This window comes from Lysobacter auxotrophicus, from assembly GCF_027924565.1.
GTDB classification, from domain to species: Bacteria; Pseudomonadota; Gammaproteobacteria; order Xanthomonadales; family Xanthomonadaceae; genus Lysobacter_J; species Lysobacter_J auxotrophicus.
This window is the reverse complement of record NZ_AP027041.1, coordinates 3,609,041-3,633,303: the sequence shown is the minus strand read 5'-3', so window position 1 is coordinate 3,633,303 and position 24,263 is coordinate 3,609,041. Positions and strand designations below refer to the sequence as shown.

The following is a 24,263-nucleotide window of genomic DNA, read 5'->3' as shown; positions in this document are numbered from 1 at the left end:
AACAATGGCAGCCAAGGAAATCCGTTTCGGTGAGGACGCGCGCGTCAAGATGGTGCGCGGCGTCAACATCCTCGCCAATGCCGTCAAGGCAACGCTCGGTCCGAAGGGCCGCAACGTCGTGCTCGAGAAGAGCTTCGGCGCCCCGACCATCACCAAGGACGGCGTGTCCGTCGCCAAGGAAATCGAGCTTGCCGACAAGTTCGAGAACATGGGCGCGCAGATGGTGAAGGAAGTCGCTTCCAAGACCTCCGACAACGCCGGTGACGGCACCACCACCGCGACCGTCCTGGCGCAGGCGCTGATCCGCGAAGGCATGAAGGCCGTCGCCGCCGGCATGAACCCGATGGACCTCAAGCGCGGCATCGACAAGGCCGTGACCGAGGCCGTTGGCGAGTTGAAGAAGATCAGCAAGCCGTCGTCGACCTCGAAGGAAATCGCCCAGGTCGGCGCGATCTCGGCCAACAGCGACACCAACATCGGCGACCTCATCGCGCAGGCGATGGACAAGGTCGGCAAGGAAGGCGTGATCACCGTCGAAGACGGTTCGGGCCTGGAGAACGAACTCGACGTCGTCGAGGGCATGCAGTTCGACCGCGGCTACCTGTCGCCGTACTTCATCAACAACCAGCAGTCGATGCAGGCCGAACTGGACGATCCGTTCATCCTGCTGCACGACAAGAAGATCTCCAACGTGCGTGACCTGCTGCCGGTGCTGGAAGGCGTCGCCAAGGCCGGCAAGCCGCTGCTGATCATCGCCGAGGAAGTCGAAGGCGAGGCGCTGGCCACGCTGGTGGTCAACACCATCCGCGGCATCGTGAAGGTCTGCGCCGTGAAGGCCCCGGGCTTCGGCGACCGTCGCAAGGCGATGCTGGAAGACATGGCCATCCTGACCGGCGGCACCGTGATCTCCGAAGAGGTCGGCCTGCAGCTGGACAAGGCGACCATCAAGGACCTCGGCCGCGCGAAGAAGGTGCAGGTCTCCAAGGAGAACACCACCATCATCGACGGCGCGGGCGAAGGCTCGGGCATCGAAGGCCGCATCAAGCAGATCAAGGCGCAGATCGAGGAAACCTCCTCCGACTACGACCGCGAGAAGCTGCAGGAGCGCGTGGCCAAGCTGGCCGGCGGCGTGGCGGTGATCAAGGTCGGTGCCTCGACCGAGATCGAGATGAAGGAAAAGAAGGCGCGCGTTGAAGACGCGCTGCACGCCACCCGCGCTGCCGTGGAAGAAGGCATCGTCCCGGGCGGCGGCGTCGCCCTGCTGCGTGCGAAGGCGGCGATTGCCGGCCTGAAGGGCGCCAACGAAGACCAGAACCACGGCATCCAGATCGCCCTGCGCGCGATGGAAGCGCCGCTGCGCGAGATCGTGACCAACGCCGGCGAAGAGCCGTCGGTCATCCTCAACAAGGTCATCGAAGGCAAGGGCGCGTTCGGCTACAACGCCGCCAACGGCGAGTACGTCGACATGCTCGAAGCCGGCATCCTGGATCCGACCAAGGTCACCCGCACCGCGCTGCAGAACGCGGCGTCGATCGCCGGTCTGATGATCACGACCGAAGCGATGGTCGCCGAGCTGCCGAAGAAGGACGAGCCGGCGATGCCGGGCGGCGGCGGCATGGGCGGCATGGGCGGCATGGACTTCTAAGTCCCGCTTCCTTACGTCACTGGCAGTACGAAGAACCCCGCAGCGATGCGGGGTTCTTTTTTGCGCGCTCGCCGCCATCACCGCCGCGTCCGCGTGACCGGGAAGCGGCACCCCGATAAGCTCGCCCGCATGCCGACCTCATTGATCATCGTCGACGACTTCCTCAGCACGCGCGATGCGCAGTCGCTGCGCGAGGTCGGACTGCAACTCACCTATCCCGAACAGCAGGGCGCGTTTCCCGGGCGCAACTCGCTCGAACGCATCGACATGCAGGGACTCGACCGCACCGTGTCGTCGATCGTCGGCGAACGCGTGAAGCCGATCTCGCCGTTGCAGTCGCACGCGAAGTTCCGCATGACACTGGCCGCCGACAAGGGCCGCGCGAAGGTGCACATCGACCAGGCGTACTGGTCCGGGATCCTCTACCTCAGCCGGCCCGAAGACTGTCGCGGCGGCACGGAATTCTTCCGCCACCGGCCGACCAACAGCGAGCGCGCGCCGTGGAGCCAGGAAGAGGCGCAGTCGATGGGCTACGACTCGCTGGAGCACATGCACCGCGAGATCATCGAGAAGGACACCAACGACGACGCGAAGTGGGAGCACACGATGACCGCGCCCATGCGGTTCAACCGGCTCGTGCTGCTGCGCCCGTGGCTGTGGCACACGGCCGGGCCGGCGTTCGGCGACCGCATGGAAAACGGCCGGCTGGTGTACCTGATGTTCTTCGCGGCGGCCTGAAAACGCGGCCGCGTCGGCAGCCTCCAAACCTGAACAGGGGACGCGATACAAGTCGTTTGTGCCGCTATTTGAACCGCTGAGTTCTATTTTGCAGTGCAGCGTGCAATGCATGTAACGCTTCCTTCACGATCAACGCGCATCCCGACGTGGGGGAGGGAGCAGGCCCGCAACCGGTTCGACCGGGGCGGGCTTTTTATTTGCCCGTCTTCCACGCACGGGCACGCCTCTTGCCGCCGCGCGCTGACGAGGTCGCGAAGGCGCATGACAGAATCGCCGCGATGAGTCCGTCCGCGTCCGCTTCGCCCCCCGACCGATTCCACCCGCTGCTCGCCCGCGTGCTTGCGCGCCTGCGCGCCGCACTGCCCGATCAGGCCGAGCCGCTGTCGCGACCCGACGCGATCGCGCGCCTGGAGCGCGTGGCCATCGCCAGCGACTTCGCGATCGATACGCTTGCGCGCCAACCCGAATTGCTCGAACGCCTGCTGCGCGACGACGGCGAGGAGCCGATCGACGAGCCCGTGCTCGACGCGAACAATCGCGCCGACTGGCCCGCGCTGCTGCGGCGCTATCGTGCGGCCGGTTCCACGCGGCTGATCTGGCGCGACGTGCTCGGGCTCGACGACGTCGATGCGACGCTAGCCGGCAGCACGCACCTGGCCGAACGCTGCCTGCAGATCGCACTGGACGCGCTGGAAGGCGAGTTCGCCCAGCGCCATGGCGTGGTGCGCGATCGCGACGGCAACGTGCAGCGGCTGGTCGTGTTCGGCCTCGGCAAGCTCGGCGGCGGCGAGCTCAACTTCAGTTCCGACGTGGATCTGGTCTACACGTACGAACACGACGGCGAGTCCGATGGCGCGCGCCCGCTGGATGCCGAGCACTACTTCGCGCGCCTGGGCCAGCAGCTGGCGAAGCTGCTCGACGAGCCGACGGTCGACGGTTTCTGCCATCGCGTCGACCTGCGGCTTCGTCCGTACGGGAACGCCGGACGCGTGGCGTGGTCGTTCAACGCGATGGAGCAGTACTTCCAGCGCGAAGGCCGCGACTGGGAGCGTTACGCCTGGCAGAAGGCCCGGCCCGTTGCGGGCGATGCGGAGGCGGGCGAGCGCTTCCTCGACAGCCTGCGTCCGTTCGTCTATCGCCGTTACCTCGACTTCGGCGCGCTCGATGGCCTGCGCGGCATGAAGGCCGCGATCACCGCCGAAGTCGCGCGCAAGGAACTGGCCGACGACATCAAGCGCGGGCCCGGCGGCATTCGCGAGATCGAATTCCTCGTGCAGGCGCTGCAGCTGATCTACGGCGGTCGCGAACCCGAGCTGCGCGACCGCCGGCTGCTGCCGTCCCTGCGCGCGCTCGTGCAGGCGCGGCAGATGGGCGCGGACGCCGGCGACATGCTCGCCGACGCCTACCGCTTCCTGCGTCGGCTCGAAAACCGCCTGCAGATGCTGCGTGACGCGCAGACGCACGCGCTGCCGGAGCGCGACGACGATCGCGACCGCATCGCGTTCGCGCTGGGCTACGACGGCTGGCCGGCATTGCGCGAGGCGCTCGATGTCCAGCGTGCGCGCGTGGCCAACGAATTCGATGCGTTGCTCGCGCCGCGGCGCCGTCGCAATGCGCCCGACGCGTTGACGACTTACTGGCGCGCGCTGCCCGACGGCGGCGAAAGCGAAGCGCTGGCCGACGCCGGTTTCATCGAAGCCGGCAACGCGGACGGCGCGCTGCGCGATTTCGCGCGCAGTCCCGGCGTGCGCGGTTTGTCCGACAGCGCGCGTGGCCGACTCGATCGCGTGATGCCGTCGCTGCTGCAGGCCGCGGCGGCCTCGAGCGAGCCGATGCTCGCGTTGCGTCGCCTGCTCGCGCTGCTGCACAACGTGCTGCGTCGAAGCGCGTACCTGGCGCTGCTCGACGAACAGCCGGTCGCGCTCGCGCGCCTGGTCGAAGTCGTCACGCACAGCGCATTGCTCGCCGAACGGCTGGCCTCGTACCCGCTGCTGCTCGACGAACTGCTCGATGCGCGCGTGGCCGGCCCGCTTCCGGGTCGCGACGAACTGCACGCCGCCTGCGCCGACGTCGCGCCGGATGCCGACGATGACGCCGAAGCCGTGTTGCAGGCGTTGAACGAAGTGCGGCAGGCGCTGAGTTTCCGCATTGCGATGGCGGTGCGCGACGGGCGCCTGTCCGCGGTCGATGGCGCGCGGCAACTCGCGTGGCTCGCCGACGGCGTGGTGATCCGCGTGCTGCGCCTGGCCGAGCACGAAGTCGCCAGCGCACACGGCCGCGTTCCCGGCGCGCGCTTCGCGGTGATCGGCTACGGCAGCCTGGGCGGCGAGGAACTGGGTTTTGGTTCCGACCTCGACCTGGTCTTCATCTACGACGCGCCCGGTGGCGAACACGCGCATTCCGACGGCGCGCGGCCTCTCGAAGTCACGCGCTGGTTCGCGCGCGTCGCGCAGAAGGTCGTCGCCCTGCTGGGCGCGGTGACGGGCGCGGGGCGCCTGTACGACGTCGATGTGCGCCTTCGTCCGGACGGCGCGAAAGGCCTGCTCGTTTCGAGCCTAGCCAGCTATCGCGACTACCAGCGCGAACGCGCGTGGACGTGGGAACACCAGGCGCTGGTGCGCGCGCGGTTCGTCGCCGGCGATGAATCACTCGGCGCCGACGTCGAGGACGTCCGCCGCCAGACGCTATCGCGCGCGCGTGACGTGCAACGCGTGTGCGAAGACGTGGTCTCGATGCGACGACGCATGCGCGCCGAACTCGATCGCACCGACGCGGCCGCGTTCGACCTGAAGCAGGGCGAGGGCGGGCTGGTCGATCTTGAATTCCTGTTGCAGTACGCGGTGCTCGCGCACTCGGCGACGCACGCGCAATGGCTGTCGTCGCGCAACACGCGCGCGCTGATCGAAGCGACCGGCGATGCCGGCTGGCTCGACGAAAGCGAAGTCGCCGCGTTGACGCAGGCCCACGCGACGCTCGTCGACGCGGGCCTCGCATGCACGCTGGACCGCCGTCCTCGGCGATTGCCGATCAACGATGCGATCGCCGCCGCGCGCGAGGCCATCTCAGGCGCGGCGAAGCGCCATGGGCTGGTGTTCGATCAGGACGCGAACCGCTGACGCACTTCGTTGGCCACGCGCGAGGTCTCGCGTAGCGGCGTGACCGCGTGGGCGCCGACGCCCTCGCCGAACGGGCGCACACGGCCGGCGTGCAGCAGCGCATCCACGAAGCGCCGCGGCCTGCCTTTCACCTGGTCGTCCCCGGCGACGAACACCGGCGCCCACGTCGCGCAGGCCTCGGACAGCATGTTCACCGAGTCGGCGGTGCAGACGACGCGGTCCGCCCACGCGAGCAGTCCTGCGTAGGGATTCGGGCCGTCCGCGCCGTCGGTCCAGATCAGGCCGGGAATTCCGCGCAGGCGGTCGCGCAATGCGGCGCCGACGTGCGGCGGCGTCCGTCGCGACGTGGTGGCCAGGACGCTGCCGCCTTCCTCGCGCGCGGTGCGTTCGACGTCGCGCAGCAGCGTGTCGTACATCGCATCGTCGAAATGCGCGTGCGCGCTCGCGCCGCCGACCAGCAGCGCGGTGCGTGGGCCGGGCAGGGCGCCGAGGTCGGGGAATGCATGCCGGCCAGCGGCCAGCCACAGGTCGTCGACCGGGTTCAGGCTGCCGGTCATCGTAATGACGTTGTCGCCCCGCAGGCCATCGTGTTCCGGCGCGATCACGAGGTCCCAATGCCGCGTGTCGATGCGGGGATCGAGGATCTGCACGGTGCGTGCGCCGCGCGATCGCAGCAGGCGCGTCGCCAGGCCCGATTGCCGCCCGCAGCCGATGGCGAGCGACGGCGGCGTGCGCGCGGCGAGCTTGAACGTCGGGCCGAACGCATTTGCGCAGCCCAGCATCGTGCGCGGCGCGAACCAGCGCCACGGCGTGCGCGGCGCCAGCGTCCAGGCGCGAAAGGGCTCGCCGAGTGCGGTCGCGAGCGCCTGCGCCTGGCGCACGTTGCCGGCGTGGCCGTCGGTGAGGGTCCAGGTCGAGGGCCCGCGTGAAGGTGCGGAATCGGGTCTCGTTCGTTGCACGTTTGTGAGTAATCCGTTCCGGATCAGTCGGCTGTTGCGAACGTGCCAGACTCTACACTCTCGAACCTGCGCCGCGGCGAATGTCGCGGCTATCCACGGAGCACACGATGTCGCACACCACCTCGCCGCTGCCTGCGTCCGCACTGGACCAGCTCTTCCGCACCGCCCGCACGCACAACGAGCTCACGGGCGAGGTGAGCGACGAGACGCTGCGCGAACTCTACGACCTGGCCAAGTGGGGCCCGACCAGCGCCAACATGTCGCCGCTGCGCCTGGTCTTCGTGAAGTCGCCCGAAGCAAAGGCCAAGCTCGGCCCGGCGCTGGACGAAGGCAATTACGCCAAGACCTTGGCCGCGCCGGTCACCGCGATCGTCGCCTACGACCTTGCCTTCTACGAGAAGCTGCCGTACCTGTTCCCGCACACCGATGCGCGCGGCTGGTTCGACGGCAAGCCCGAGCCCGACCTCACGACCATCGCGCTGCGCAACGGCAGCCTGCAGGGCGCCTATGTGCTGATGGCCGCGCGCGCGCTCGGGCTCGATACGGGCCCGATGTCCGGCTTCAACAACGCGCTGGTCGACGAAACCTTCTTCGCCGGCACCAAGATCAAGTCCAATTTCCTGATCAACCTTGGCCATGGCGACACGGCCAAGCTGTTCCCCCGTTCGCCGCGACTGTCCTTCGACGAGGCGGCGCGGATCCTGTAACGCCGTCATTCCTGTTCGCCCTGCCACCCTCACGGAGCCTCACGCATGTTCAAGCGCATCGCCCTCACCGCGGCGCTGGTCGCCGCCAGCACCGCCGCCTTCGCCGCACCCGTTACCTACAAGATCGACCCGAACCACACCGACGTGGTCGCAAGCTGGAGCCACTTCGGCTTCTCCAACCCGATCGCGCATTTCGGTCAGGTCGACGGCAGCATCACCTACGATCCGAAGAACGTCGGCACCTCGAAGGTCGAGGTGACCATCCCGCTGGCGGGCCTGGACTCGCACGTGGAGAAGTTCGACGAGCACCTGCGCAGCGCCGATTTCTTCGACGCGGAGAAGTACCCGAACATCACCTTCAAGAGCACGAAGGTCGAAGCCGCGGGCGAGAAGAAGCTGCGCGTGTTCGGCGACCTCACCATCAAGGGCGTGACCAAGCCGGTCGTGCTCGACACCACGATCAACAAGATCGGCGAGCAGCCGATGGCCAAGCGCGCCGCGGCCGGCTTCGATGCGACCACGACGATCAAGCGCAGCGACTTCGGCGTGGACAAGTACGCCCCGAACGTCAGCGACAACGTCACCATCCGCATCACGACCGAAGCGGTCGTGCCGGCGGCGAAGTAAGCGGCCGTGGCTTCAGCCCCTCTCCTGCGGGAGAGGGGTCACGGCACGCGCGCTGCCCGCACGCGCTCGGGCGAGCGCAGGCCCACGCGGAACGGGCAAAATGTCGCCAGCCTTCGCTGGAATGACCAAGTAGAACGATGATCGTCCACCGTCCCGCCGACTCCCGCGGCCACTCCACGGCCGAAGGCCGCGACAGCCACCACGCGTTTTCGTTCGGCTCCCACTACGCCCCGGCGTGGATGGGCTTGGGCGCGCTGCGCGTGCTCAACGACGATCGACTCGCGCCCGGCGCCGGTTTCGACACGGCGCGTCACGCGAACATGGAGCTGCTGGCGCTCGTCGTCTCCGGCGAACTCGCCCATGAGGACGCCATCGGCGGCAGCGGCGTCCTGCGCACGGGCGAGCTGCAATGGCTCAGCGCGGGCCACGGCGTCCAGCACGCCGAACGCAATGCGTCCTCGTCGGAACCCCTCCGCCTGCTGCAGCTGTGGATCCAGCCTTCGCGCCTGAACCACGAGCCGGCGTACGCGCGTCGCGCGGCGGCACCGGCCGATGCGCGCGGATGGACGCTACTCGCATCGGGCGATGGCGCCGACGGAAGCCTGGCGATCCGGCAGGATGCGCGGCTTCTGCAACTGCGACTCGAGCCGGGCAAAGCGGCGGACTTCGTGCCCGATGGTTCGCGGCTCTACTGGTTGCAGGTCGTCTCCGGCGCGGCAACGGCCAACGGCGGGATCGCGCTCCGGCCCGGCGACGCGCTCGCGCTTCGCGACGAGTCCGGCACGCTGCGGTTCCAGGGCGCCGGCGACGAGCCCGCGCTGCTCGTGCTGCTGGATCTGCCGGAATAGCCGGAAATCCCGGCCTTCGCGCCGGTCTTCGCGTCGGGGCTGGTAAACTTGCGGCCCCGCGTCGCCACAGCCGTTCCGACCCATGACCGCAGCCAACGCCCATCCGACCCAGGCCAACGCCGAGCAGCGCTACGTCGTGCACCGCGCCGACCTGCCGCTGAGCTGCCCGCTGCCCTCGATGGCGCTGTGGAACTCGCATCCGCGCGTGTACCTGCCCATCGAAGCCGAAAACGGCGAGGTGCAGTGCCCGTACTGCGGTTCGCACTTCGTCCTCCAGGACTGACCTCCACGCAACGCCGGTGCCGCGAAACTCCGCCGCGGAGCCGCGCATGCGCCGGCTGACCGTCGTCCAGTTGTTGCCGGCCCTGGAATCGGGCGGCGTCGAACGTTCCACCCTCGAGATCGCGCAGGCGCTGGTCGATGCCGGCCATCGCGCGATCGTCGTCTCCAAAGGCGGCCGGCTGGTGCCGCGTTTGCAGGCGCTCGGCGCCGAGCACGTCGCGCTCGACATCGGGCGCAAGTCGCCGCTGACCTTCCGACACGTTTTCGCCCTGCGCGCGCTGTTCGAACGCGAACGCGTCGACCTCGTGCATGCACGCTCGCGCCTGCCGGCGTGGGTCGGCGAATTCGCGTTGCGCAGCCTGCCGGCCTCGAAGCGTCCGCACTGGGTCACGACCGTGCACGGGCTCAATTCGCCGTCGCGCTACAGCGCGGTGATGACCCATGGCGAGCGCGTGATCTGCGTGTCCGACACCGTGCGCGCGTTCGTGCTGCGTCATTACCCCGAGGTCGATGCCTCGAAGCTGCGCGTGATCCCGCGTGGCATCGACCCGCGCACGTTCCCGCGTGCGCCCAGTCCCGACGCCGAAGCGCGCGCGTGGGCCGCGGCGTCGCATCCCGCACTCGGCGGCGACGGCCCGCTGCTGCTGCTGCCGGGGCGCGGCACGCGGTTGAAGGGACACGCCGACGCGCTCGCGCTGCTCTCTCGGCTTCGCGCCGACGGACTCGACGCGCGCCTGTGGTTGCCCGGCGCGCGCGAAGCCGGACGCGAGGCGTACATCGCCGAACTCGAAGGCGAAGCGGCGACGCGCGGCATCGCGGACGCCGTCGCCTTCACCGAACCGACCGACGCGATCGCGCGCGCGTATGCCGCGAGCGACGTCGTACTGCAGCTTTCGCGCAAGCCCGAGGCATTCGGCCGCACGGTGCTCGAAGCCTGGTCGGTGGGGCGTCCCGTGCTCGGTTGGGCGCATGGTGGCGTGGGCGAACTGCTGGCGACGTGGCAGCCGAAGGGCGCGGTGGCGCCGTTCGACCTCGACGCGCTGCATCGCAGCGGCTACGAACTTCTTACGCACCCGGTCTCGCCGCCGGCTACGATTCCGCTTTCACTTCACGCGATGCAGGAGGCCACGCTTGACGTCTACGCCGAGCTCATCGATGCACCCCGCTGACGCCGCGCCGCCCGCGCCGCGCGTCCGCGGCTGGCGCTGGGCGCCGGCGTGGATCCTCGCGTACGTCGCGCTGTGGCCGGCGCCGGGCTATGCGGAAGGCATCCTGGTGCTGGGCGCGCTGGCGGCGATCGTGCACCTGGCGTTGTCGCGCTTCCGCGGCGGCGACAAGCTGCTGAGCAATCCCGCGTGGGCGCTGACCAGCGTGCTGTTCTTCGCGTACTGGACGCCGGAGCTGGTGTCGGCGATCGACGCCATCGACCCCGCCCGCGCGCTGCGCGAAGCGGCGGTGGACCTTCGCTACCTGCCGTTCCTGTGGCTGGTCGCGTCGGCGGTGGCCGATCCGCGCGGCCGGCGGATCACCTTCGGCGGACTGGCGATCATCGTCGGCATCTGGACGCTCGATGCGCTCGCGCAGGCGGCGACCGGCGCGAGCCCGCTTTTCTCCGGCATCGACGGCATCAAGCACGCCATCAGCGGCCACGGCATGTGCACGCCGCAGGAAGTGGCCGGTGTCGATCGCCTCAGCGGCGTGCTCGGTCCGTGCAATCTCAAGCTGGGCCCGGTACTGGCGAGCCTATCGCCGTTCCTGCTGTTCGCGTGCGGGCGCCGCATGGGGACGACCGGCTGGCTGCTCGCCGCGGCGGCCATCGGCATCGTGCTGGTGCTGGCCGGTTCGCGCGCCTCGTGGATCACCTACGCCGTCGCGCTCGTGCTGTCCGGCTGGCGCCTGGTCGGGTGGAAGAAGCTGATCGGCGTGTTCGCCGTGGGCGCCATCGCGATCTCCGTGCTCAGCATGACCGTCCCGCAGGTGCGCGAACGACTGGCACGCACCACGCACGCGGTGTCGGCGGACGTCGAAGGCGTGGACAGCGCGCTGTCCGGTCGCGCACGCATCTGGAGCGCCGCGCTGTGCATGGCGCGCGAGCATCCGATCAACGGCATTGGCGCGCGCGGTTTCCGCGAAGCGTTCCCGGCCTGCGACCCCGCACCGGGCGAACGGGCGGCGTGGGGCACGGGCCCGGCGCTGCACGCGCACCAGATCTTCCTGGAAGTGCTCAGCGAAACCGGCGCCTTCGGCGTGCTGCTGTGGTTGGCCGGCCTTGCGATGGCGTGGCGCGCGTGGCGTTTCGCCGACGAGGCGGCCCGCGAACGCGCGCGCCCGGCGATGTGGGCGCTGGCGGTGACGGTGTTCCCGATCAACACGCACCTGGCGTTCTATTCGACGTTCTGGGGCGGGCTCACCCTGCTGCTCGCCGCGCTCTACGCGGGAAGCCTGCTCGCGCGCGAGTGACGCTCAGCGTTTGCCGTACGGGGACGTCATCCCCGGCGGCCGGCGCTTGAAGCGACGGTGGATCCACAGGTACTGCGTCGGCGCCTCGCGCACCATCGCTTCGATCGCCGCGTTGACGCGGGTGGAATCGGCGGCCGCATCGTTCGACGGGAAATCCGCCAGCGGCGCGCCGACGCGAAGCACGTAATGGGCGCCTTCGCGACGATGGAAGAACGGCACCACCGCGCAGCCACTGAGCCGCGCGAACTGGTGCGTCGCGGTGATCGTCGCCGCCGGCACGCCGAAGAACGGCGCGAACACGGTGTCCTTGCCGCGCATGTCCTGGTCCGGCGCGTACCACAGGAAACCGCCCTGCTTGAGATGGCGGATCGCCGGACGGATCTCGTCGTTGGTGAACATCGCCTTGGCGTAGCGCAGGCGGCCACGCTTCACGGCCCACTCCATCACCGGGCTGCGATGCCGGCGGTACATGCCGGTGAGCGGCAGGTGGTCGCACATCAGGCGCCCGCACATTTCCAGCGTCATGAAGTGGCCCGACACCATCAGCACGCCGCGACCCTGCGCGCGGATGTCGTCCAGCAGTTCGAGGCCTTCGATGCGCACCGTGCGGCGCATCGGCGTGGCCGAACCCCACCACGCACGCGCGAATTCGAAGAAGCCGATGCCCAGGTCGCGGAAACTGTCGCGCAGCAGGCGTTCGCGCTGGTCGGGCGACATTTCGGGAAAGCACAGGCCCAGGTTGATCCGCGCCGCCCGGCGTCGCGCCGTACCGACACGGAACGCGAGCGCGCCGATGACGCGGCCCAGCCCACGCTGCACGGACCACGGCAGGCGTGCGCCCAGGCACATGACGCCGAGGGCGAACCACATCGGCCAATGGCGTGGACCGAACGGCGGAGACGGCGGGGACGTGGGGGATTCGACTGCCCTGGGCATGCGGCGATTCTACGGGGACGGTGCCGGCATGCAGTAGACGCGATGGACATGGCGCGCATCGGGCGATACGCGAGGCGATGTTCTTCGCCCGCTCGTCACCGGCTTCGTTATCCTTATGCCGATGCCGACGGACCCCATCGAGCGCCTCCTGCGCGGCCTGTATTCGGTCGCCCTGTATCTGTTGGCGCCCATCACGGTCTACCACCTGATCTGGCGCGGCCTGCGCCAGCCCGCGTATTTCCTGCGTTGGCAGGAGCGTTACGCGCATTACGGCGATGCAGCGCCGATGCGCACGCTGTGGGTGCATGCGGTCTCGGTGGGCGAGGTCAACGCCGCCGTGCCGCTGGTCAATGCGTTGCGCCGCGCGCGGCCCGACCTGCGCCTGCTGGTCACCACGATCACCCCGACCGGTTCCGAACGCGTGCACGCGCTGTGGGGCGACGCGGTCGAACACGTGTACCTGCCGTACGACCTCCCCGGCGCGGTCGGGCGCTTCCTCGCGCATTACCGTCCTTACGCGGCGCTGATCATGGAAACCGAACTGTGGCCCAGCCTGTTGTTCGGCTGCCGCGACGCGGGCATTCCGGTGGTCATCCTCAACGCGCGCCTGTCGGAGCGATCGCTGCGCGGCTACCGCGTGCTCGCGCCGCTGGTCGCGCGTGCGCTGCGCACGGTGCGCACGGTCGCGGCCCAGTCGCATGCGGACGGCGAACGCTTCGTGCGGCTGGGCGCGCGCCCGGAGCAGGTCGCCGAAGTGGGCAACCTGAAGTTCGACGTCGCCGTGCCGGAAGACCTGGCCGGTTTCGCCGCGCGATGCCGCACGCAGTGCGGCGAGCGTCCGGTGTGGATCGCCGCCAGCACGCACGAGGACGAGGAGATGGCGGTCATCGCCATCCACCGCCAGCTGCGCGCCCGGTTCCCCGACCTGCTGATGCTGTGGGCGCCGCGCCATCCCGAACGCTTCCGCACCGTCGCCGACACCGCGCGCGCCGCCGGCTGGACCGTGTCCACGCGCTCGCGCCAGCAGTGGCCGCAGGCGGACGACGCGGTGTTCGTGATCGACACGCTCGGCGAGTTGATGAGCTTCTACGCCTGCGCCGATGTCGCCTTCGTCGGCGGCAGCCTGCAGGCGATCGGCGGCCACAACCTGCTCGAACCCGCGGCGACCGGCACCGCCATCGTCACCGGGCCGCACCTGCACAACTTCGTCGAGATCGCGCAGCGCCTGGAAGACGCCGGTGCGTTGTGCGTGGCGACGGACGCCGAGCACGTCGAACGCGCGCTCGCCGAACTGCTGGGCGACCCGCAACGCCGCGAGCGGATGACCGCGGCCGGTCGCGCGCTGGTCGAAACCGGACGCGGCGCGCTCGCACGCACGCTCGAGTTGCTGCAACCGCTCCTGCCGCCTGCGGCCTGATACGCGGATTCCTCCGATGGTGCGGCGCCCGCGCGCGCCGGCAGACTTCACGGCCCGTGAACGCCCAGTAATGCATCTGGCGACGGACATCACCTGAAGGAGCAAGTGACGTGAACAAGTCGCCCGGAAAGGCCTGCCCGCACGGCACCGCGTCGCTCGCCAGGCCGCTGATCATCGCGGCGACCCTCGCGCTCTCCGCGTGCGCCACGCAGCCTGCGACGCAGCCGGCCGCCTCGCCGATGCTGCCCGCCGCGACGACACCCGCCGCCGCCGAAGCCGTGCCGGAAATCCGCCCCGGCGTGCTGGCCGGTTATCTCGGCCGCGACCTGCCCAACAGCCTCGCGTTGCTGCCCGCGCCACCGAAGGACGGCTCGGCGGCGTTCAAGCAGGACCAGGCGGTGAGCCGTGCCTCGCAGAAACTTCGGGGCACGGCCCGCGACACGCAGGCGACCTCCGACGCGGATCTCGCGTTCCCGCACGTCGCCGGCGCGTTCGCATGCGCGCTCGGCGTGCCGGTCTCGCAGGAAGACTCGCCCCGGCTCTATCAGCTGCTGCGTCGCTCGATGACCGACGCCGGCCTCGCCACGTATGCGGCGAAGGATCACTACAGGCGCACGCGGCCGTTCGTCTTCTACAAGGAAGGCACGTGCGCCCCGAAGGACGAAGCCGCGCTGCGCGACGACGGTTCGTATCCGTCCGGCCACACGTCGATCGGCTGGATGTGGGCGCTGGTGCTCACGCAGGTCGCGCCCGATCACGCGGATGCGCTGCTCGTGCGCGGACGCTCGTTCGGCGAAAGCCGGCTGGTCTGCAACGCGCACTGGCAGAGCGACATCCTGGCCGGTCGCACGATCGCATCGGGCACGTTCGCCAGGCTCCAGTCGAACGCGACGTACCAGGCCGACGTCGCGGCCGCGACCCGGGAAGTGCAGTCCTTGCGTGCCGGCGGGAAAGCGCCGGGTGTCGATTGCGCAGCCGAGGCGGCGGCGCTGGCCATTCCGATCGAAGGCGTGCTGTAAGCGCGCTTGGTGTTAGCACGCGTGTTGCAGGCGAGCCTGAAAAGCAGCAGGCCGGACGTTTCCGTCCGGCCTTCGTCGTCTCGACGTGTGGCGCCGATCAGCCCGGCACGTCGCCGGCGGGCAGCTGCGATGCCGTGTCGACGGTCAGCAGGCGGTTCACGTCCTGCACGTCGGCGATGTCGAGCGTGCCGGCGGCCTGTTCCAGCAGCAGGCGGCTCTGCAGGTGGTTGTAGCGCGCACGGGCGAACTCGAGCTGCGCGGTGAACAGGTTGTTCTGGTTCTGCAGGACGTCCAGCACGGTGCGCGTACCGACTTCCAGGCCGACCTGCGACGCGTCGTACGCGGCCTGCGCGGAGACCAGCGCGAGGCGGCGCGCCTCGACTTCGCTGATGCTCGCCACCAGCGTCTGGTAGGCGTTGCGCGTGTTGCGCACGAGCAGGCGCTTCTGCTGCTCCAGCTCGTCCTGTGCGACGTCGCGACGCGCCAGCGCCTGGCGCACGCCGGACTGCGTGGCGCCGCCGGAGAAGATCGGCACCGACAGCGTCAGGCCGACCGACGGGCCGAAGGTGCGGCTGTCGATGTCGCGCGTGGCGTCCAGGATCTGGCGCTCGCCCCAGGTCGTGCTGTCGCCGTAGGAGCCGCTCAGGTACAGGCGCGGCCAGTGGCCGGCACGCGCGGTCTCGACGTCGGCCTCGGTGGAGGAGACCTGCAGTTCCTTGGCGCGCAGGGCCGGGTTGTTCTCGATGGCGGTGGCGACCCAGCCGTCGGCGTCGCGCGCTTCGGTCAGCGACGGCTGGTAGTCCTTCGGAAGGCCCTTGATGTTGCGGACCTGCTGGCCGGTGATTTCGGCCAGCGCCTGGTACGAGTCCTCGACGGCATTGCGCGCCAGGATCGTGTTGGCGCGCGCGCTGTCGTACTGGGCGCGCGCTTCGTGCACGTCGGTGATCGGCGCCAGGCCGACTTCCAGGCGCTTGGAGGCGTAGTCGAACTGCTTCTTCAGCGCGGTTTCGGCCGCTTCGGCGGCAGCCAGCGATTCCAGCGCGATCAGCACGTTGAAGTAGGCGGCCGAGGTGCGCGTGACCAGGTCGTTGCCCGACGCGGCCAGCTGGAAGTCCGCGGCCTGCGCCAGCGCCTTCGCGCTCTTGTGGCGGGTGAAGTTGCCGCGGTCGTAGACCATCTGGCTGAGGTTCACGCCCGTGCTGCGCGTGGTGCTCTCGGTGTCGCTGTCGCCGGGGTTGATGGTGCCGTCGGCGTTGATCGAGTTGTTGCCGCGCGAGTAGCTGCGGCCCTTGGTGATCGAGGCCGAGCCGTCCAGCTGCGGCAGCATCGCCGCGCGCGTCTGCACCGCGCCTTCCCGGATGGCCAGGCGGTTGGACTCGGCCGCCGCGAGTTGCGGGTCGGCCTGGCGTGCCAGCTCGTAGGTCTGCAGGAGGTCTTCGGCGGAGGCCGTGGCCGGCAACAGGGCCGACAGGCTCACGGCTGCGGCGAGAGCGATGACGAGCGGGCGGCGAATCATGCGAGGTCCTTGTCCGGTTTTACGTTCTTATCAAGCCGCCCGCGTGGCTGCAGGCGTGTGGGGGTATCGCGTCAGAACTTGAACACCGGGGCGGGGGCCGCACCGGCGAGATAGGGAACATCGGTTTCGAACAACGATTGGATGCGCGGCGCGTTGACTTCGTTGCGCACCAGCACCGCTTCCATCACCGGCGAGCGGCCGCGCACGATGAACATGCGCCCGTTCGGCTCCAGCCAGTCGATGAAACGCTGCGGGATGGTGTCCACCGCACCGGCGACCAGGATCGCCGTGAAGCGGCGGTCGGTCGTCCACGTGAGGGCGTCGCCGACCACGACCTGGGCGTTGTCGATCGACTGCTCCGACAGCGCGGCGGTCACGGCCTGCGCGTGCTCGGCGTGGCGCTCCAGCGCGAGGACGTCGCGGGCCAGGCGGCCGGCGCAGGCGGCGAGGTACCCGGTGCCGTCGCCGATCACCAGCACGTCGTCGGACGGATCCAGCGCCAGCGCCTGCAGGGCGCGGCCCTGGAGGACCGGCTTCATGGCGGACTCGCCATGGGATAGCGGCAGCGCGAGGTCCGCGTAGGCGAGGTTGCGATGCGCCACGGGCAGGAACGCCTCGCGCGGCAGCGTCGCCATCACATCGAGCACGCGGCCATCAAGCACGTCCCACGGACGTACCTGCTGTTCGACCATCAGTTCGCGTGCCTTGCTGTAATCCATGGGGGTGCTCATTACGTGACTCTCGCGCGGAAGACCGCGAATTGTACCGGGAATGCCGGTTCCGGCCTTTGCGGGCGCGGCGCACAGGATGGCCGCGGCCCCAAGTCAGACTGAGTGCCAGAAGTAACCAAGACGGATGTCATCGACGCGACCGTCCGCTTGCGGCGGGCTTTCCGGACGCAGGTTCGCGCACCTGATAGGCGCGCAGGAACAGGTCCACCGCCGAGGCCAGGTGCGACTGGATTTCCTCCTCCGTCGGCCCCGGTCCGCCGAACACCAGGCACGCGTGCGGCTCGCCCTTGAGCAGGCTGAAGAACTGGCCGGCGGCGCGCGCGACATCGGGGATTTCCAGCTCGCCGGCCGCGATGCGCCGCTCGAGCAGGGCGGCGAAATCGCTCTGCACGCGCATCGGACCGGCGTCCCAGAACAGCTTGGGCAGGCCGGAATTGGACATCTGCGGCGAGCAGAGCATGCGATGGCCGGCGATCGCCTCCGGGGCGGTCACCATCGAATAGAAGGCGTTGGCGATGTCGAGCAGGCGCTCGCGCAGCGGCGTGTCGGGCGAGGGCTCGAACAGCGACGAGGGCAGCGACAGGTCGCAGTGGGATTCGACCGCGGCGAGGAACAACGCGTCCTTGTCGCCGAAGTGGCTATACACGGTCAGCTTGGAGACCCCGGCCTCGGCGGCGATCTGGTCCATGCTCGCGCCGTCGAATCCATGCTGAGTAAACATTCTTTTCGCCGCCTCCAGGATGGCGGCGCGCTTGCCCATGTCCTTTGGACGACCCGGGCCGGCCGGCTTGGTGGCGCCGGGGGGCGGCGGGGTGTTCGAGGGGCGGCGCGAGGCGATCATGCTGGAATACTAGACTAACCGGTTTGATATTTATACAGTACCCACAAGTACATTAATTAACCGCAGGGACCCCCGCAATGCGCAGTTCTTCCGCCGCTGCGTTCCGCCTCTGGGCATGGACGCTGGTCGCCGCCTCCACCTTGGTATTGAGCGCCTGCGGGCGCGACGACGCGGTCGAAGAAGCGCCGCGTCCGGTCCTGGTCATCCATCCCACCGCCTCCGACCACACCGCCAGCGCGTTCGCCGGCGACGTCCGGGCGCGCGAGGAAAGTCCGCTGTCGTTCCGCGTCGGCGGCAAGCTCGTGCAGCGCAATGTCGATGTCGGCGACCACGTGCGCGCCGGACAGGTGCTGGCGACGCTCGACCCCGGCGATCTCCAGGCGCAGGCGCGCGCCGCGCAGGCGCAGCTCGCCGCGGCCGAGGCCGAGCTGGGTCGCGCACGCGCCGACCAGGCCCGCTTCGCCAAGCTCGCGGGCGAGCAGCTCGTCAGCCGTTCCACCCTCGACGCGCAGAACGCCGCCGCCACCGCCGCGCAGGGCCAGGTGAACGCCGCACGCGCCGACGTCGAAGTCGCCCGCAACCAGGCGGCTTACTCGCAGTTGCGCGCGACCCGCGACGGCGTCATCGCCGCACGCCAGGCCGAAGCCGGGCAGGTGGTCGCGGCCGGGCAGTCGGTGTTCACGCTGGCCGCCGACGGCGTGCGCGAAGTCGCCTTCGCCGTGCCGGAAACCATGGCCGGCAAGGTGAAGGCCGGGCAGGCGGTGCAGGTCGAAGCGTGGTCGCGTCCGGGCCAGCGCTGGAACGGCCGCATCCGCGAGATCTCGCCCGCCGCCGATCCGGCGTCGCGCACGTTCGCCGCGCGCGTCACCGTCGATGCGCCGGCGGGTGCGATCGACCTCGGCCAGAGTGCGCGCGTCTACCTGCCGACACAGACCAGCGAAGGCTTGAGCGTGCCGATCGCCGCGCTCCAGCGCGAGAACGGCAAGGCCTCCGTATTCGTCGTCGACACGAAGACCTCGACGGTGAAACTGCGTCCGGTGCAGATCGGTGCCTTCGGCGAGGATCGCGTCCCGGTGCAGGGCGGCGTGCAGGCGGACGACTGGGTGGTCGCCGCGGGCGGGCACCTGTTGCGCGATGGCCAGAAGGTGCAGCCGGTGGATCGCGACAACCGTCCCGTCGTGACCCCGACCGCGACCTCCGCGCGCTGAGGCCGCCATGCGTTTCAATCTCTCCGAATGGGCGCTGCGCCATCGCAGCCTGATCATCTACGCGATGCTGGTCATGGCCATCGCCGGCACGTTCTCGTACCTGCGGCTGGGGCGCAGCGAGGATCCGGCCTTCACCTTCAAGGTGATGGTGATCCGCACGCTGTGGCCGGGCGCGACCGCCGAGGAAACCTCGCGGCAGGTCACCGAACGCATCGAAAAGAAGCTGATGGAAACCGGCCAGTACGAGTTCATCCGCTCGTACTCGCGCGCCGGCGAATCGCAGGTGATCTTCGTCGCGCGCGATTCGCTGCGCTCGAAGGACATTCCGCCGCTGTGGTACCAGGTGCGCAAGAAGATCGGCGACATCCGCCCGACCTTGCCGAGCGATGTCGTCGGGCCGTTCTTCAACGATGAATTCGGCGACACCTTCGGCAACATCTACGCGCTGACCGGCAAGGGGTTCGACTACGCCGTGCTCAAGGACTATGCCGAGCGCGTGCAGCTGCAACTGCAGAAGCAGCCCGACGTGGGCAAGATCGAGCTGTTCGGCGTGCAGGACGAGAAGGTCTGGGTCGAGCTGTCGAACGTGAAGCTCGCCACGCTCGGCGTGCCGGCCGCGGCCGTGCAGCAGGCACTGGACGAACAGAACGCGATGGTGCCCGCGGGCTTCTTCGAGACGGGCAGCACCCGCGTCGCGCTGCGTGTGGGCGGGAAGTTCAAGTCGGTCGAGGAGATCCGCGAGTTCCCGATCCGCGTCGGCGATCGCACGTTCCGCCTGGCCGACGTCGCCGACGTGAAGCGCGGCTTCTCCGATCCGCCGGCGCCGCGCATGCGCTTCATGGGCGAGGACGCCATCGGCCTGGGCGTCGCGATGAAGGACGGCGGCGACATCCTCAAGCTCGGCAAGACGCTGGAGACGCAGTTCGCGCAACTGCAGAAGACGCTGCCGGCCGGCATGCAGCTGCGCAAGGTCGCCGACCAGCCCGCCGCCGTCACCGAATCGGTCGGCGAATTCGTGCGCGTGCTGTCGGAAGCCGTCGCGATCGTCTTGCTGGTGAGCTTCTTCTCGCTCGGCCTGCGCACCGGCTTCGTCGTCGCGCTGTCGATTCCGCTCGTCCTGGCGATGACTTTCGCCGTGATGGACCTGTTCGGCGTCGGCCTGCACAAGATCTCGCTCGGCGCGCTCGTGCTCGCGCTCGGCCTGCTCGTCGACGACGCGATCATCGCGGTGGAGATGATGGCCATCAAGATGGAGCAGGGCTTCAGCCGACTGAAGGCCGCGGCGTTCGCGTGGGATTCCACGGCGTTCCCGATGCTCACCGGCACGCTGATCACGGCGGCGGGCTTCCTGCCGATCGCCACCGCCAAGTCGAGCACCGGCGAGTACACGCGCTCGCTGTTCGAAGTGGTGACCATCGCGCTGCTGGTGTCGTGGATCGCGGCGGTCGCGTTCATCCCCTACCTGGGCGACAAGCTGCTGCCGGAATACGGGCACGCGGCCAAGCCGCTCAAGCCGGGGTCGATTCCGTACCGCTGGCACGCGTTGCGCGAACGCATCGCCAGCCGCTTCCCGAAGCTGCACGACTACATCGCGCCGAAGGCGCCGATCGACGGCCACGCACACGACCCGTACGCATCGAAGTTCTACGTGCGGTTCCGCGAGTGGGTGACGTTCTGCGTGCGCCATCGCTGGCTGGTGATCGCCGTGACCGCGGGCGCGTTCGCGCTGTCGATCGTGATGTTCCGCTTCGTGCCGCAGCAGTTCTTCCCCGACTCCACGCGACCGGAACTCATGGTCGACATGGAGCTGGCCGAAGGCAGCTCGCTGCGCGCGACGACCGAACAGGCGCAGCGCTTCGAGCAGATCCTGAAGCAGAACAAGCAGCTGGCGAACTTCGTCGCCTACGTTGGCACCGGTTCGCCGCGCTATTACCTGCCGCTGGACCAGCAGCTCCCCGCGGCGAATTTCGCCCAGTTCGTGCTGACGCCCAAGAGCCTGGAAGCGCGCGAGGAAATCCGCACGTGGCTGATCAATGACGTCTTCCAGCGCTTCCCCGAGTTGCAGATGCGCGTGACGCGTCTTGAGAACGGACCGCCAGTGGGTTATCCGGTGCAGTTCCGCGTGTCGGGCGAGCACATCGACCAGGTGCGGAAGATCGCCTACCAGGTGCGCGATAAGATCCGCGAGAACCCGCACGTGGTGAACGTGAACCTCGACTGGGACGAGCCGAACAAGGTCGTGCGCCTGGTCGTCGACCAGGAGCGCGCCCGCGCGCTGGGCGTGAGTTCGGCGCGACTGTCGCAGTTCCTTTCCAGCTCGCTGTCGGGATCGCACATCAGCACGTACCGCGAAGGCAACGAGCTGATCGAGATGCTGCTGCGCGGCCCGGCCGAGGAGCGCCTGCGCCTGGACATGCTCGGCAGCCTGATGGTGCCGACCGAAAGCGGAAAGAGCGTGCCGCTCACGCAGATCGCCACGCTCGACTACGGCTTCGAGGAAGGCATCATCTGGCATCGCGACCGCCAGCCGACGATGACCGTGCGCGCCGACATCTACGACGGCACGCAGCCGGCGACGGTGACGGCGCAGATCTCGCCCACGCTGGATGGGCTGCGTTCGAAGCTGCCGTACGGCTACTCGATCGACATCGGCGGCAGCGTGGAGGATTCCGCGCGCGGCCAGAAGTCCATCGCCGCCGGCATGCCGCTGTTCGTGTTCGTCGTGTTCACCCTGCTGATGCTGCAGCTGCGCAGCTTCTCGCGCAGCTTCATGGTGCTGCTCACTGCGCCGCTGGGCTTGATCGGCGTGACGCTGTTCCTGCTGGTGTTCCGCGTGCCGTTCGGCTTCGTGGCGATGCTCGGCACGATCGCACTGGCCGGCATGATCATGCGCAACTCGGTGATCCTGGTGGACCAGATCGAACACGACATCGGCGAAGGCGCGCAGCCGTGGCAGGCGATCGTCGAAGCCACCGTGCGCCGCTTCCGCCCGATCGTGCTGACCGCGCTTGCTGCAATCCTCGCGATGATCCCGCTGTCGCGCAGCGCGTTCTTCGGCCCGATGGCCGTAGCGATCATGGGCGGCCTGACGGTCGCGACCTTCCTGACGCTGCTGTTCCTGCCGGCGCTGTATGCGGCGTGGTTCCGGGTGAGGGCGCCCGCGTAGCGGAAGCGACAGGGCTGTTCTTGCGGAACTGAAAGGGCGCCGTTGAGGTGCCCTTTCCGTCCATTGCCTGAGGCTCAGGAATATCGCCTTATCCAAGGTTCAAGTTCGGCGTTCAACCGCACAACCGCGAGCGAATCTACGGATGCTTCAGAAGCACATCAGATAATCACGACCATCTCAGCTTCGTTCTTCGTTGGGTAGTAACATTTCCTATTGGAAAGCTCGAAGAAGAGCGTCCCGTGTATGCCAACCACGCTCTTCTTGTCTTTCCGTTGCGCCCAGATGGCCTCAAGCACCTCGGTGGCCCGCCGCTCCCCGACGCGGGCAACAAGGTCCTCAACGAACTCAATGTCCTGCCCTTCCTCAGGAAAGATGATCGCGAAGCTCTCCTTGTCAGTGGTGAAGATGTCGAATGTGCAGTTGTCAGCGCCGTCGATGACTTGAATGTTCCTATTGATCACTTCCCACCTCTTGCTCGCCCGCCTGGGTAAACATTGACATATCCGCCCCCAGGCTTCTGTACATCCCAATGAGGTCCGCCGTGTGCGCCTGAGCCCGGGCCTGTGGGCCCCACACGTTACCCTTGCTGTCAGGCCAGCCATATCCGCGACCGTTTGGACTGCGCACTTCGTCCCCGTTCCACCTCTTCGGAGGCGTGAACCCGTCAGCTCCGGTCGGTTATCCAGGTGCATCCGCAGACACAGGGCACGAGTCGCCGCCTGAGGCATCGTCATTGAGAGCGTCGATAGCCTCATTGGCAACCCACAGCCCTATGCCGAATCCGACGGCGGCGCCGACAGCGCCGCATATGCGCAGCCCGACACACGCCTTACAAGGCTAGAATTGCCCCTGCTCTTGCGATCAAAGACTCTGAAAGCGCGCCGTGCCGCAGCGCATACTTCAACTTCTTGCTGAAGAACGCCATATCCTCGGCCGATCGATTCGAGTATGGGAGGAGCTCGATGATGTAGACGAGTGCATCCAGTTCCCCGAACGAGTATGCGCGCATCATCAGGTCGAGAGCGCGTGCCGGCTCTCCAAATTCGACTTCGTTAAGTCCAAGGTTGAAGAGGGCCGAGGAGCTATCTTGCTCGGCTGCCTGCTGGTACCAGTAGAGCGCGTCGGCTTTGCTGAGCCAAGAGAACTCGCCCGTCTCAATGTGATAGGCAATGGCTACTTGAGCATCTGCATCTCCGGCGGCCGCAGCCTGCAGGAACAGTTTGTACGCTCGCCGTGTATCGCCAAGTTCCATGGCGCTCCATCCTTCGCGCCAAGGGCTATGTCCTTCAGTTGTCATAAGTAGAGCTCTTTTGTTCGGGGCGCGAATCAGCGATCGGTTGGGTGACGTTCTTTGCGACCTCGCTACACTCGGGTGGATTGATCACGCACCAGTTTTCACACGCAAGCGTGTCCCCGGCCGCACACCGCTCTTTAAACAGGCGTTCGAGCATGAGGATAGGTAGCACCCCACCTGATCGTGGCGGGAATCCAGGTGGCCTCGATTTAACAATCCTTCTTCCCTGTCTGCGGGTTCGTGTAGACCACTTTGCTCGGGTCTGTCGGGCGCGGGCGATAGTACTTGTCCGGAATCCAGTTCCAATACTCCATGAGATCTTCGTCTCGCGTTGCGAGAAACAGTGCGATCTCGCGGGCGGCAACTGGCGGGCCTTGTAGGGCTCCGGCTTCGAGAAGAGCCTTCTTGTCCCTGGCTATCGATGGGCCCGCGGAGTGCTCCTGCGCGGGTCCGGTGCCGTGCTGGCTCATCATTGCGGCGCACGTCAGGAATGAAGCAGCCCCGCTCATCCGGTTCGCTCCAGCCTTCTTGCTATCCAATCCGCCGAGAATGCAGCGATCACTCCGGTACAGTACTGGCACATCATTGCGGCGCACAACAGGAAAGCGGCGGCCGTTCTCATCGCGCACCTCTCGGAAAGAAAATTATGTTTCCATCGTAGCCATGGTCCCAGCCATTTCTACTCGCGCCACCAATTGCGCCACCGATGAAGAAGGAGCCGTTCGGCCTTCGCCAGTTCCACTGCTGTGGCGC

21 protein-coding genes and 1 pseudogene are annotated in these 24,263 nt (G+C 68.2%); 13 read left to right on the top strand and 9 right to left on the bottom strand.

Going from position 1 to position 24,263, the window contains the following annotated elements:
- Positions 1-4: 4 nt before the first annotated feature.
- From groL to glnE, 3 genes are all read left to right on the top strand, one after another.
- Positions 5-1,645, top strand: a complete 1,641-nt coding sequence (gene groL, locus LA521A_RS16445; RefSeq protein ID WP_281779922.1) for a chaperonin GroEL — start codon at positions 5-7, stop codon at positions 1,643-1,645.
- 129 nt (positions 1,646-1,774) lie between these two features.
- Positions 1,775-2,383: a DUF6445 family protein gene (locus LA521A_RS16440; RefSeq protein ID WP_281779921.1), complete on the top strand. Its 609-nt coding sequence runs from the start codon at positions 1,775-1,777 to the stop codon at positions 2,381-2,383.
- 278 nt (positions 2,384-2,661) lie between these two features.
- Positions 2,662-5,499: a bifunctional [glutamate--ammonia ligase]-adenylyl-L-tyrosine phosphorylase/[glutamate--ammonia-ligase] adenylyltransferase gene (gene glnE, locus LA521A_RS16435; RefSeq protein ID WP_281779920.1), complete on the top strand. Its 2,838-nt coding sequence runs from the start codon at positions 2,662-2,664 to the stop codon at positions 5,497-5,499.
- Here glnE and LA521A_RS16430 read toward each other — a convergent pair.
- Positions 5,481-6,458 carry a mitochondrial fission ELM1 family protein gene (locus LA521A_RS16430; RefSeq protein WP_281779919.1) on the bottom strand — a complete coding sequence of 326 codons (978 nt, stop codon included), beginning with the start codon at positions 6,456-6,458 and terminating at the stop codon, positions 5,481-5,483. The two genes, glnE and LA521A_RS16430, sit on opposite strands and share 19 nt — an antisense overlap.
- Positions 6,459-6,565: 107 nt before the next feature.
- Here LA521A_RS16430 and LA521A_RS16425 point away from each other — a divergent pair, with 107 nt between their 5' ends.
- From LA521A_RS16425 to LA521A_RS16400, 6 genes are all read left to right on the top strand, one after another.
- The gene (locus tag LA521A_RS16425) at positions 6,566-7,165 is read left to right on the top strand and encodes a malonic semialdehyde reductase (RefSeq protein WP_281779918.1); all 600 of its coding nucleotides are present in this window, start codon (positions 6,566-6,568) and stop codon (positions 7,163-7,165) included.
- Positions 7,166-7,210: 45 nt separating this feature from the next.
- A complete protein-coding gene (locus LA521A_RS16420; RefSeq protein ID WP_281779917.1) occupies positions 7,211-7,792 on the top strand; it encodes a YceI family protein in 582 nt (193 codons plus the stop codon).
- A gap of 137 nt (positions 7,793-7,929) precedes the next feature.
- The gene (locus LA521A_RS16415; protein ID WP_281779916.1) at positions 7,930-8,640 is read left to right on the top strand and encodes a pirin family protein; all 711 of its coding nucleotides are present in this window, start codon (positions 7,930-7,932) and stop codon (positions 8,638-8,640) included.
- 82 nt (positions 8,641-8,722) lie between these two features.
- Entirely contained in the window at positions 8,723-8,923 is a 201-nt protein-coding gene (locus LA521A_RS16410) for a zinc-finger domain-containing protein (RefSeq protein WP_281779915.1), read from the top strand.
- A gap of 46 nt (positions 8,924-8,969) precedes the next feature.
- Positions 8,970-10,091 carry a glycosyltransferase gene (locus LA521A_RS16405; protein WP_281779914.1) on the top strand — a complete coding sequence of 374 codons (1,122 nt, stop codon included), beginning with the start codon at positions 8,970-8,972 and terminating at the stop codon, positions 10,089-10,091.
- On the top strand, positions 10,078-11,382 hold the full coding sequence (locus tag LA521A_RS16400) for an O-antigen ligase family protein (protein WP_281779913.1): 1,305 nt from the start codon (positions 10,078-10,080) through the stop codon (positions 11,380-11,382). The genes LA521A_RS16405 and LA521A_RS16400 overlap by 14 nt, the downstream gene beginning before the upstream one ends.
- Positions 11,383-11,385: 3 nt before the next feature.
- On the opposite strand, the gene lpxL is transcribed toward LA521A_RS16400, so the two are convergent.
- Positions 11,386-12,318: an LpxL/LpxP family Kdo(2)-lipid IV(A) lauroyl/palmitoleoyl acyltransferase gene (gene lpxL, locus LA521A_RS16395; RefSeq protein ID WP_281779912.1), complete on the bottom strand. Its 933-nt coding sequence runs from the start codon at positions 12,316-12,318 to the stop codon at positions 11,386-11,388.
- A 121-nt stretch (positions 12,319-12,439) separates the two neighbouring features.
- Between lpxL and waaA the strand changes: the two genes are divergently transcribed.
- Both waaA and LA521A_RS16385 read left to right on the top strand, forming a co-directional pair.
- Positions 12,440-13,735, top strand: a complete 1,296-nt coding sequence (gene waaA, locus LA521A_RS16390; RefSeq protein ID WP_281779911.1) for a lipid IV(A) 3-deoxy-D-manno-octulosonic acid transferase — start codon at positions 12,440-12,442, stop codon at positions 13,733-13,735.
- Positions 13,736-13,845: 110 nt separating this feature from the next.
- Positions 13,846-14,754: an acid phosphatase gene (locus LA521A_RS16385; protein ID WP_281779910.1), complete on the top strand. Its 909-nt coding sequence runs from the start codon at positions 13,846-13,848 to the stop codon at positions 14,752-14,754.
- Between the two features lie 97 nt (positions 14,755-14,851).
- On the opposite strand, the gene LA521A_RS16380 is transcribed toward LA521A_RS16385, so the two are convergent.
- The 3 genes from LA521A_RS16380 to LA521A_RS16370 all read right to left on the bottom strand — a co-directional run bounded on the left by LA521A_RS16380 (position 14,852) and on the right by LA521A_RS16370 (position 17,842).
- The gene (locus tag LA521A_RS16380; protein WP_281779909.1) at positions 14,852-16,270 is read right to left on the bottom strand and encodes a TolC family outer membrane protein; all 1,419 of its coding nucleotides are present in this window, start codon (positions 16,268-16,270) and stop codon (positions 14,852-14,854) included.
- A 71-nt stretch (positions 16,271-16,341) separates the two neighbouring features.
- Complete coding sequence (locus tag LA521A_RS16375; RefSeq protein ID WP_281779908.1) at positions 16,342-17,001, bottom strand: protein-L-isoaspartate O-methyltransferase family protein; 660 nt, start codon at positions 16,999-17,001, stop codon at positions 16,342-16,344.
- Positions 17,002-17,128: 127 nt separating this feature from the next.
- Positions 17,129-17,842 carry a TetR/AcrR family transcriptional regulator gene (locus LA521A_RS16370; RefSeq protein ID WP_281779907.1) on the bottom strand — a complete coding sequence of 238 codons (714 nt, stop codon included), beginning with the start codon at positions 17,840-17,842 and terminating at the stop codon, positions 17,129-17,131.
- 77 nt (positions 17,843-17,919) lie between these two features.
- On the opposite strand from LA521A_RS16370, the gene LA521A_RS16365 reads away from it, so the two are divergent.
- The gene (locus LA521A_RS16365; RefSeq protein ID WP_281779906.1) at positions 17,920-19,050 is read left to right on the top strand and encodes an efflux RND transporter periplasmic adaptor subunit; all 1,131 of its coding nucleotides are present in this window, start codon (positions 17,920-17,922) and stop codon (positions 19,048-19,050) included.
- 7 nt (positions 19,051-19,057) lie between these two features.
- Complete coding sequence (locus LA521A_RS16360) at positions 19,058-22,216, top strand: efflux RND transporter permease subunit (RefSeq protein ID WP_281779905.1); 3,159 nt, start codon at positions 19,058-19,060, stop codon at positions 22,214-22,216.
- Between the two features lie 158 nt (positions 22,217-22,374).
- On the opposite strand, the gene LA521A_RS16355 is transcribed toward LA521A_RS16360, so the two are convergent.
- The 4 genes and pseudogenes from LA521A_RS16355 to LA521A_RS16345 form a co-directional block, all read right to left on the bottom strand.
- Complete coding sequence (locus LA521A_RS16355; protein ID WP_281779904.1) at positions 22,375-22,677, bottom strand: DUF8220 family protein; 303 nt, start codon at positions 22,675-22,677, stop codon at positions 22,375-22,377.
- Positions 22,674-22,843, bottom strand: a pseudogene (locus tag LA521A_RS19060) (polymorphic toxin type 37 domain-containing protein). The gene LA521A_RS16355 and the pseudogene LA521A_RS19060 overlap by 4 nt, the downstream one beginning before the upstream one ends.
- Positions 22,844-23,045: 202 nt before the next feature.
- Positions 23,046-23,468, bottom strand: coding sequence for a hypothetical protein (locus LA521A_RS16350; protein WP_281779903.1), 423 nt, complete (start codon positions 23,466-23,468; stop codon positions 23,046-23,048).
- 251 nt (positions 23,469-23,719) lie between these two features.
- The gene (locus LA521A_RS16345; protein WP_281779902.1) at positions 23,720-24,139 is read right to left on the bottom strand and encodes a hypothetical protein; all 420 of its coding nucleotides are present in this window, start codon (positions 24,137-24,139) and stop codon (positions 23,720-23,722) included.
- Between the last annotated feature and the right edge of the window lie 124 nt (positions 24,140-24,263).

What these genes read in the sequence shown, in the direction of transcription:
- groL (WP_281779922.1), top strand. Translation starts at nt 5, where the DNA reads ATGGCAGCCAAGGAAATCCGTTTCGGTGAGGACGCGCGCGTCAAGATG.
- LA521A_RS16440 (WP_281779921.1), top strand. Translation starts at nt 1,775, where the DNA reads ATGCCGACCTCATTGATCATCGTCGACGACTTCCTCAGCACGCGCGAT.
- glnE (WP_281779920.1), top strand. Translation starts at nt 2,662, where the DNA reads ATGAGTCCGTCCGCGTCCGCTTCGCCCCCCGACCGATTCCACCCGCTG.
- LA521A_RS16425 (WP_281779918.1), top strand. Translation starts at nt 6,566, where the DNA reads ATGTCGCACACCACCTCGCCGCTGCCTGCGTCCGCACTGGACCAGCTC.
- LA521A_RS16420 (WP_281779917.1), top strand. Translation starts at nt 7,211, where the DNA reads ATGTTCAAGCGCATCGCCCTCACCGCGGCGCTGGTCGCCGCCAGCACC.
- LA521A_RS16415 (WP_281779916.1), top strand. Translation starts at nt 7,930, where the DNA reads ATGATCGTCCACCGTCCCGCCGACTCCCGCGGCCACTCCACGGCCGAA.
- LA521A_RS16410 (WP_281779915.1), top strand. Translation starts at nt 8,723, where the DNA reads ATGACCGCAGCCAACGCCCATCCGACCCAGGCCAACGCCGAGCAGCGC.
- LA521A_RS16405 (WP_281779914.1), top strand. Translation starts at nt 8,970, where the DNA reads ATGCGCCGGCTGACCGTCGTCCAGTTGTTGCCGGCCCTGGAATCGGGC.
- LA521A_RS16400 (WP_281779913.1), top strand. Translation starts at nt 10,078, where the DNA reads ATGCACCCCGCTGACGCCGCGCCGCCCGCGCCGCGCGTCCGCGGCTGG.
- lpxL (WP_281779912.1), bottom strand. Translation starts at nt 12,318, where the DNA reads ATGCCCAGGGCAGTCGAATCCCCCACGTCCCCGCCGTCTCCGCCGTTC.
- waaA (WP_281779911.1), top strand. Translation starts at nt 12,440, where the DNA reads ATGCCGACGGACCCCATCGAGCGCCTCCTGCGCGGCCTGTATTCGGTC.
- LA521A_RS16380 (WP_281779909.1), bottom strand. Translation starts at nt 16,270, where the DNA reads ATGATTCGCCGCCCGCTCGTCATCGCTCTCGCCGCAGCCGTGAGCCTG.
- LA521A_RS16375 (WP_281779908.1), bottom strand. Translation starts at nt 17,001, where the DNA reads ATGAGCACCCCCATGGATTACAGCAAGGCACGCGAACTGATGGTCGAA.
- LA521A_RS16370 (WP_281779907.1), bottom strand. Translation starts at nt 17,842, where the DNA reads ATGATCGCCTCGCGCCGCCCCTCGAACACCCCGCCGCCCCCCGGCGCC.
- LA521A_RS16365 (WP_281779906.1), top strand. Translation starts at nt 17,920, where the DNA reads ATGCGCAGTTCTTCCGCCGCTGCGTTCCGCCTCTGGGCATGGACGCTG.
- LA521A_RS16360 (WP_281779905.1), top strand. Translation starts at nt 19,058, where the DNA reads ATGCGTTTCAATCTCTCCGAATGGGCGCTGCGCCATCGCAGCCTGATC.
- LA521A_RS16350 (WP_281779903.1), bottom strand. Translation starts at nt 23,468, where the DNA reads ATGGAACTTGGCGATACACGGCGAGCGTACAAACTGTTCCTGCAGGCT.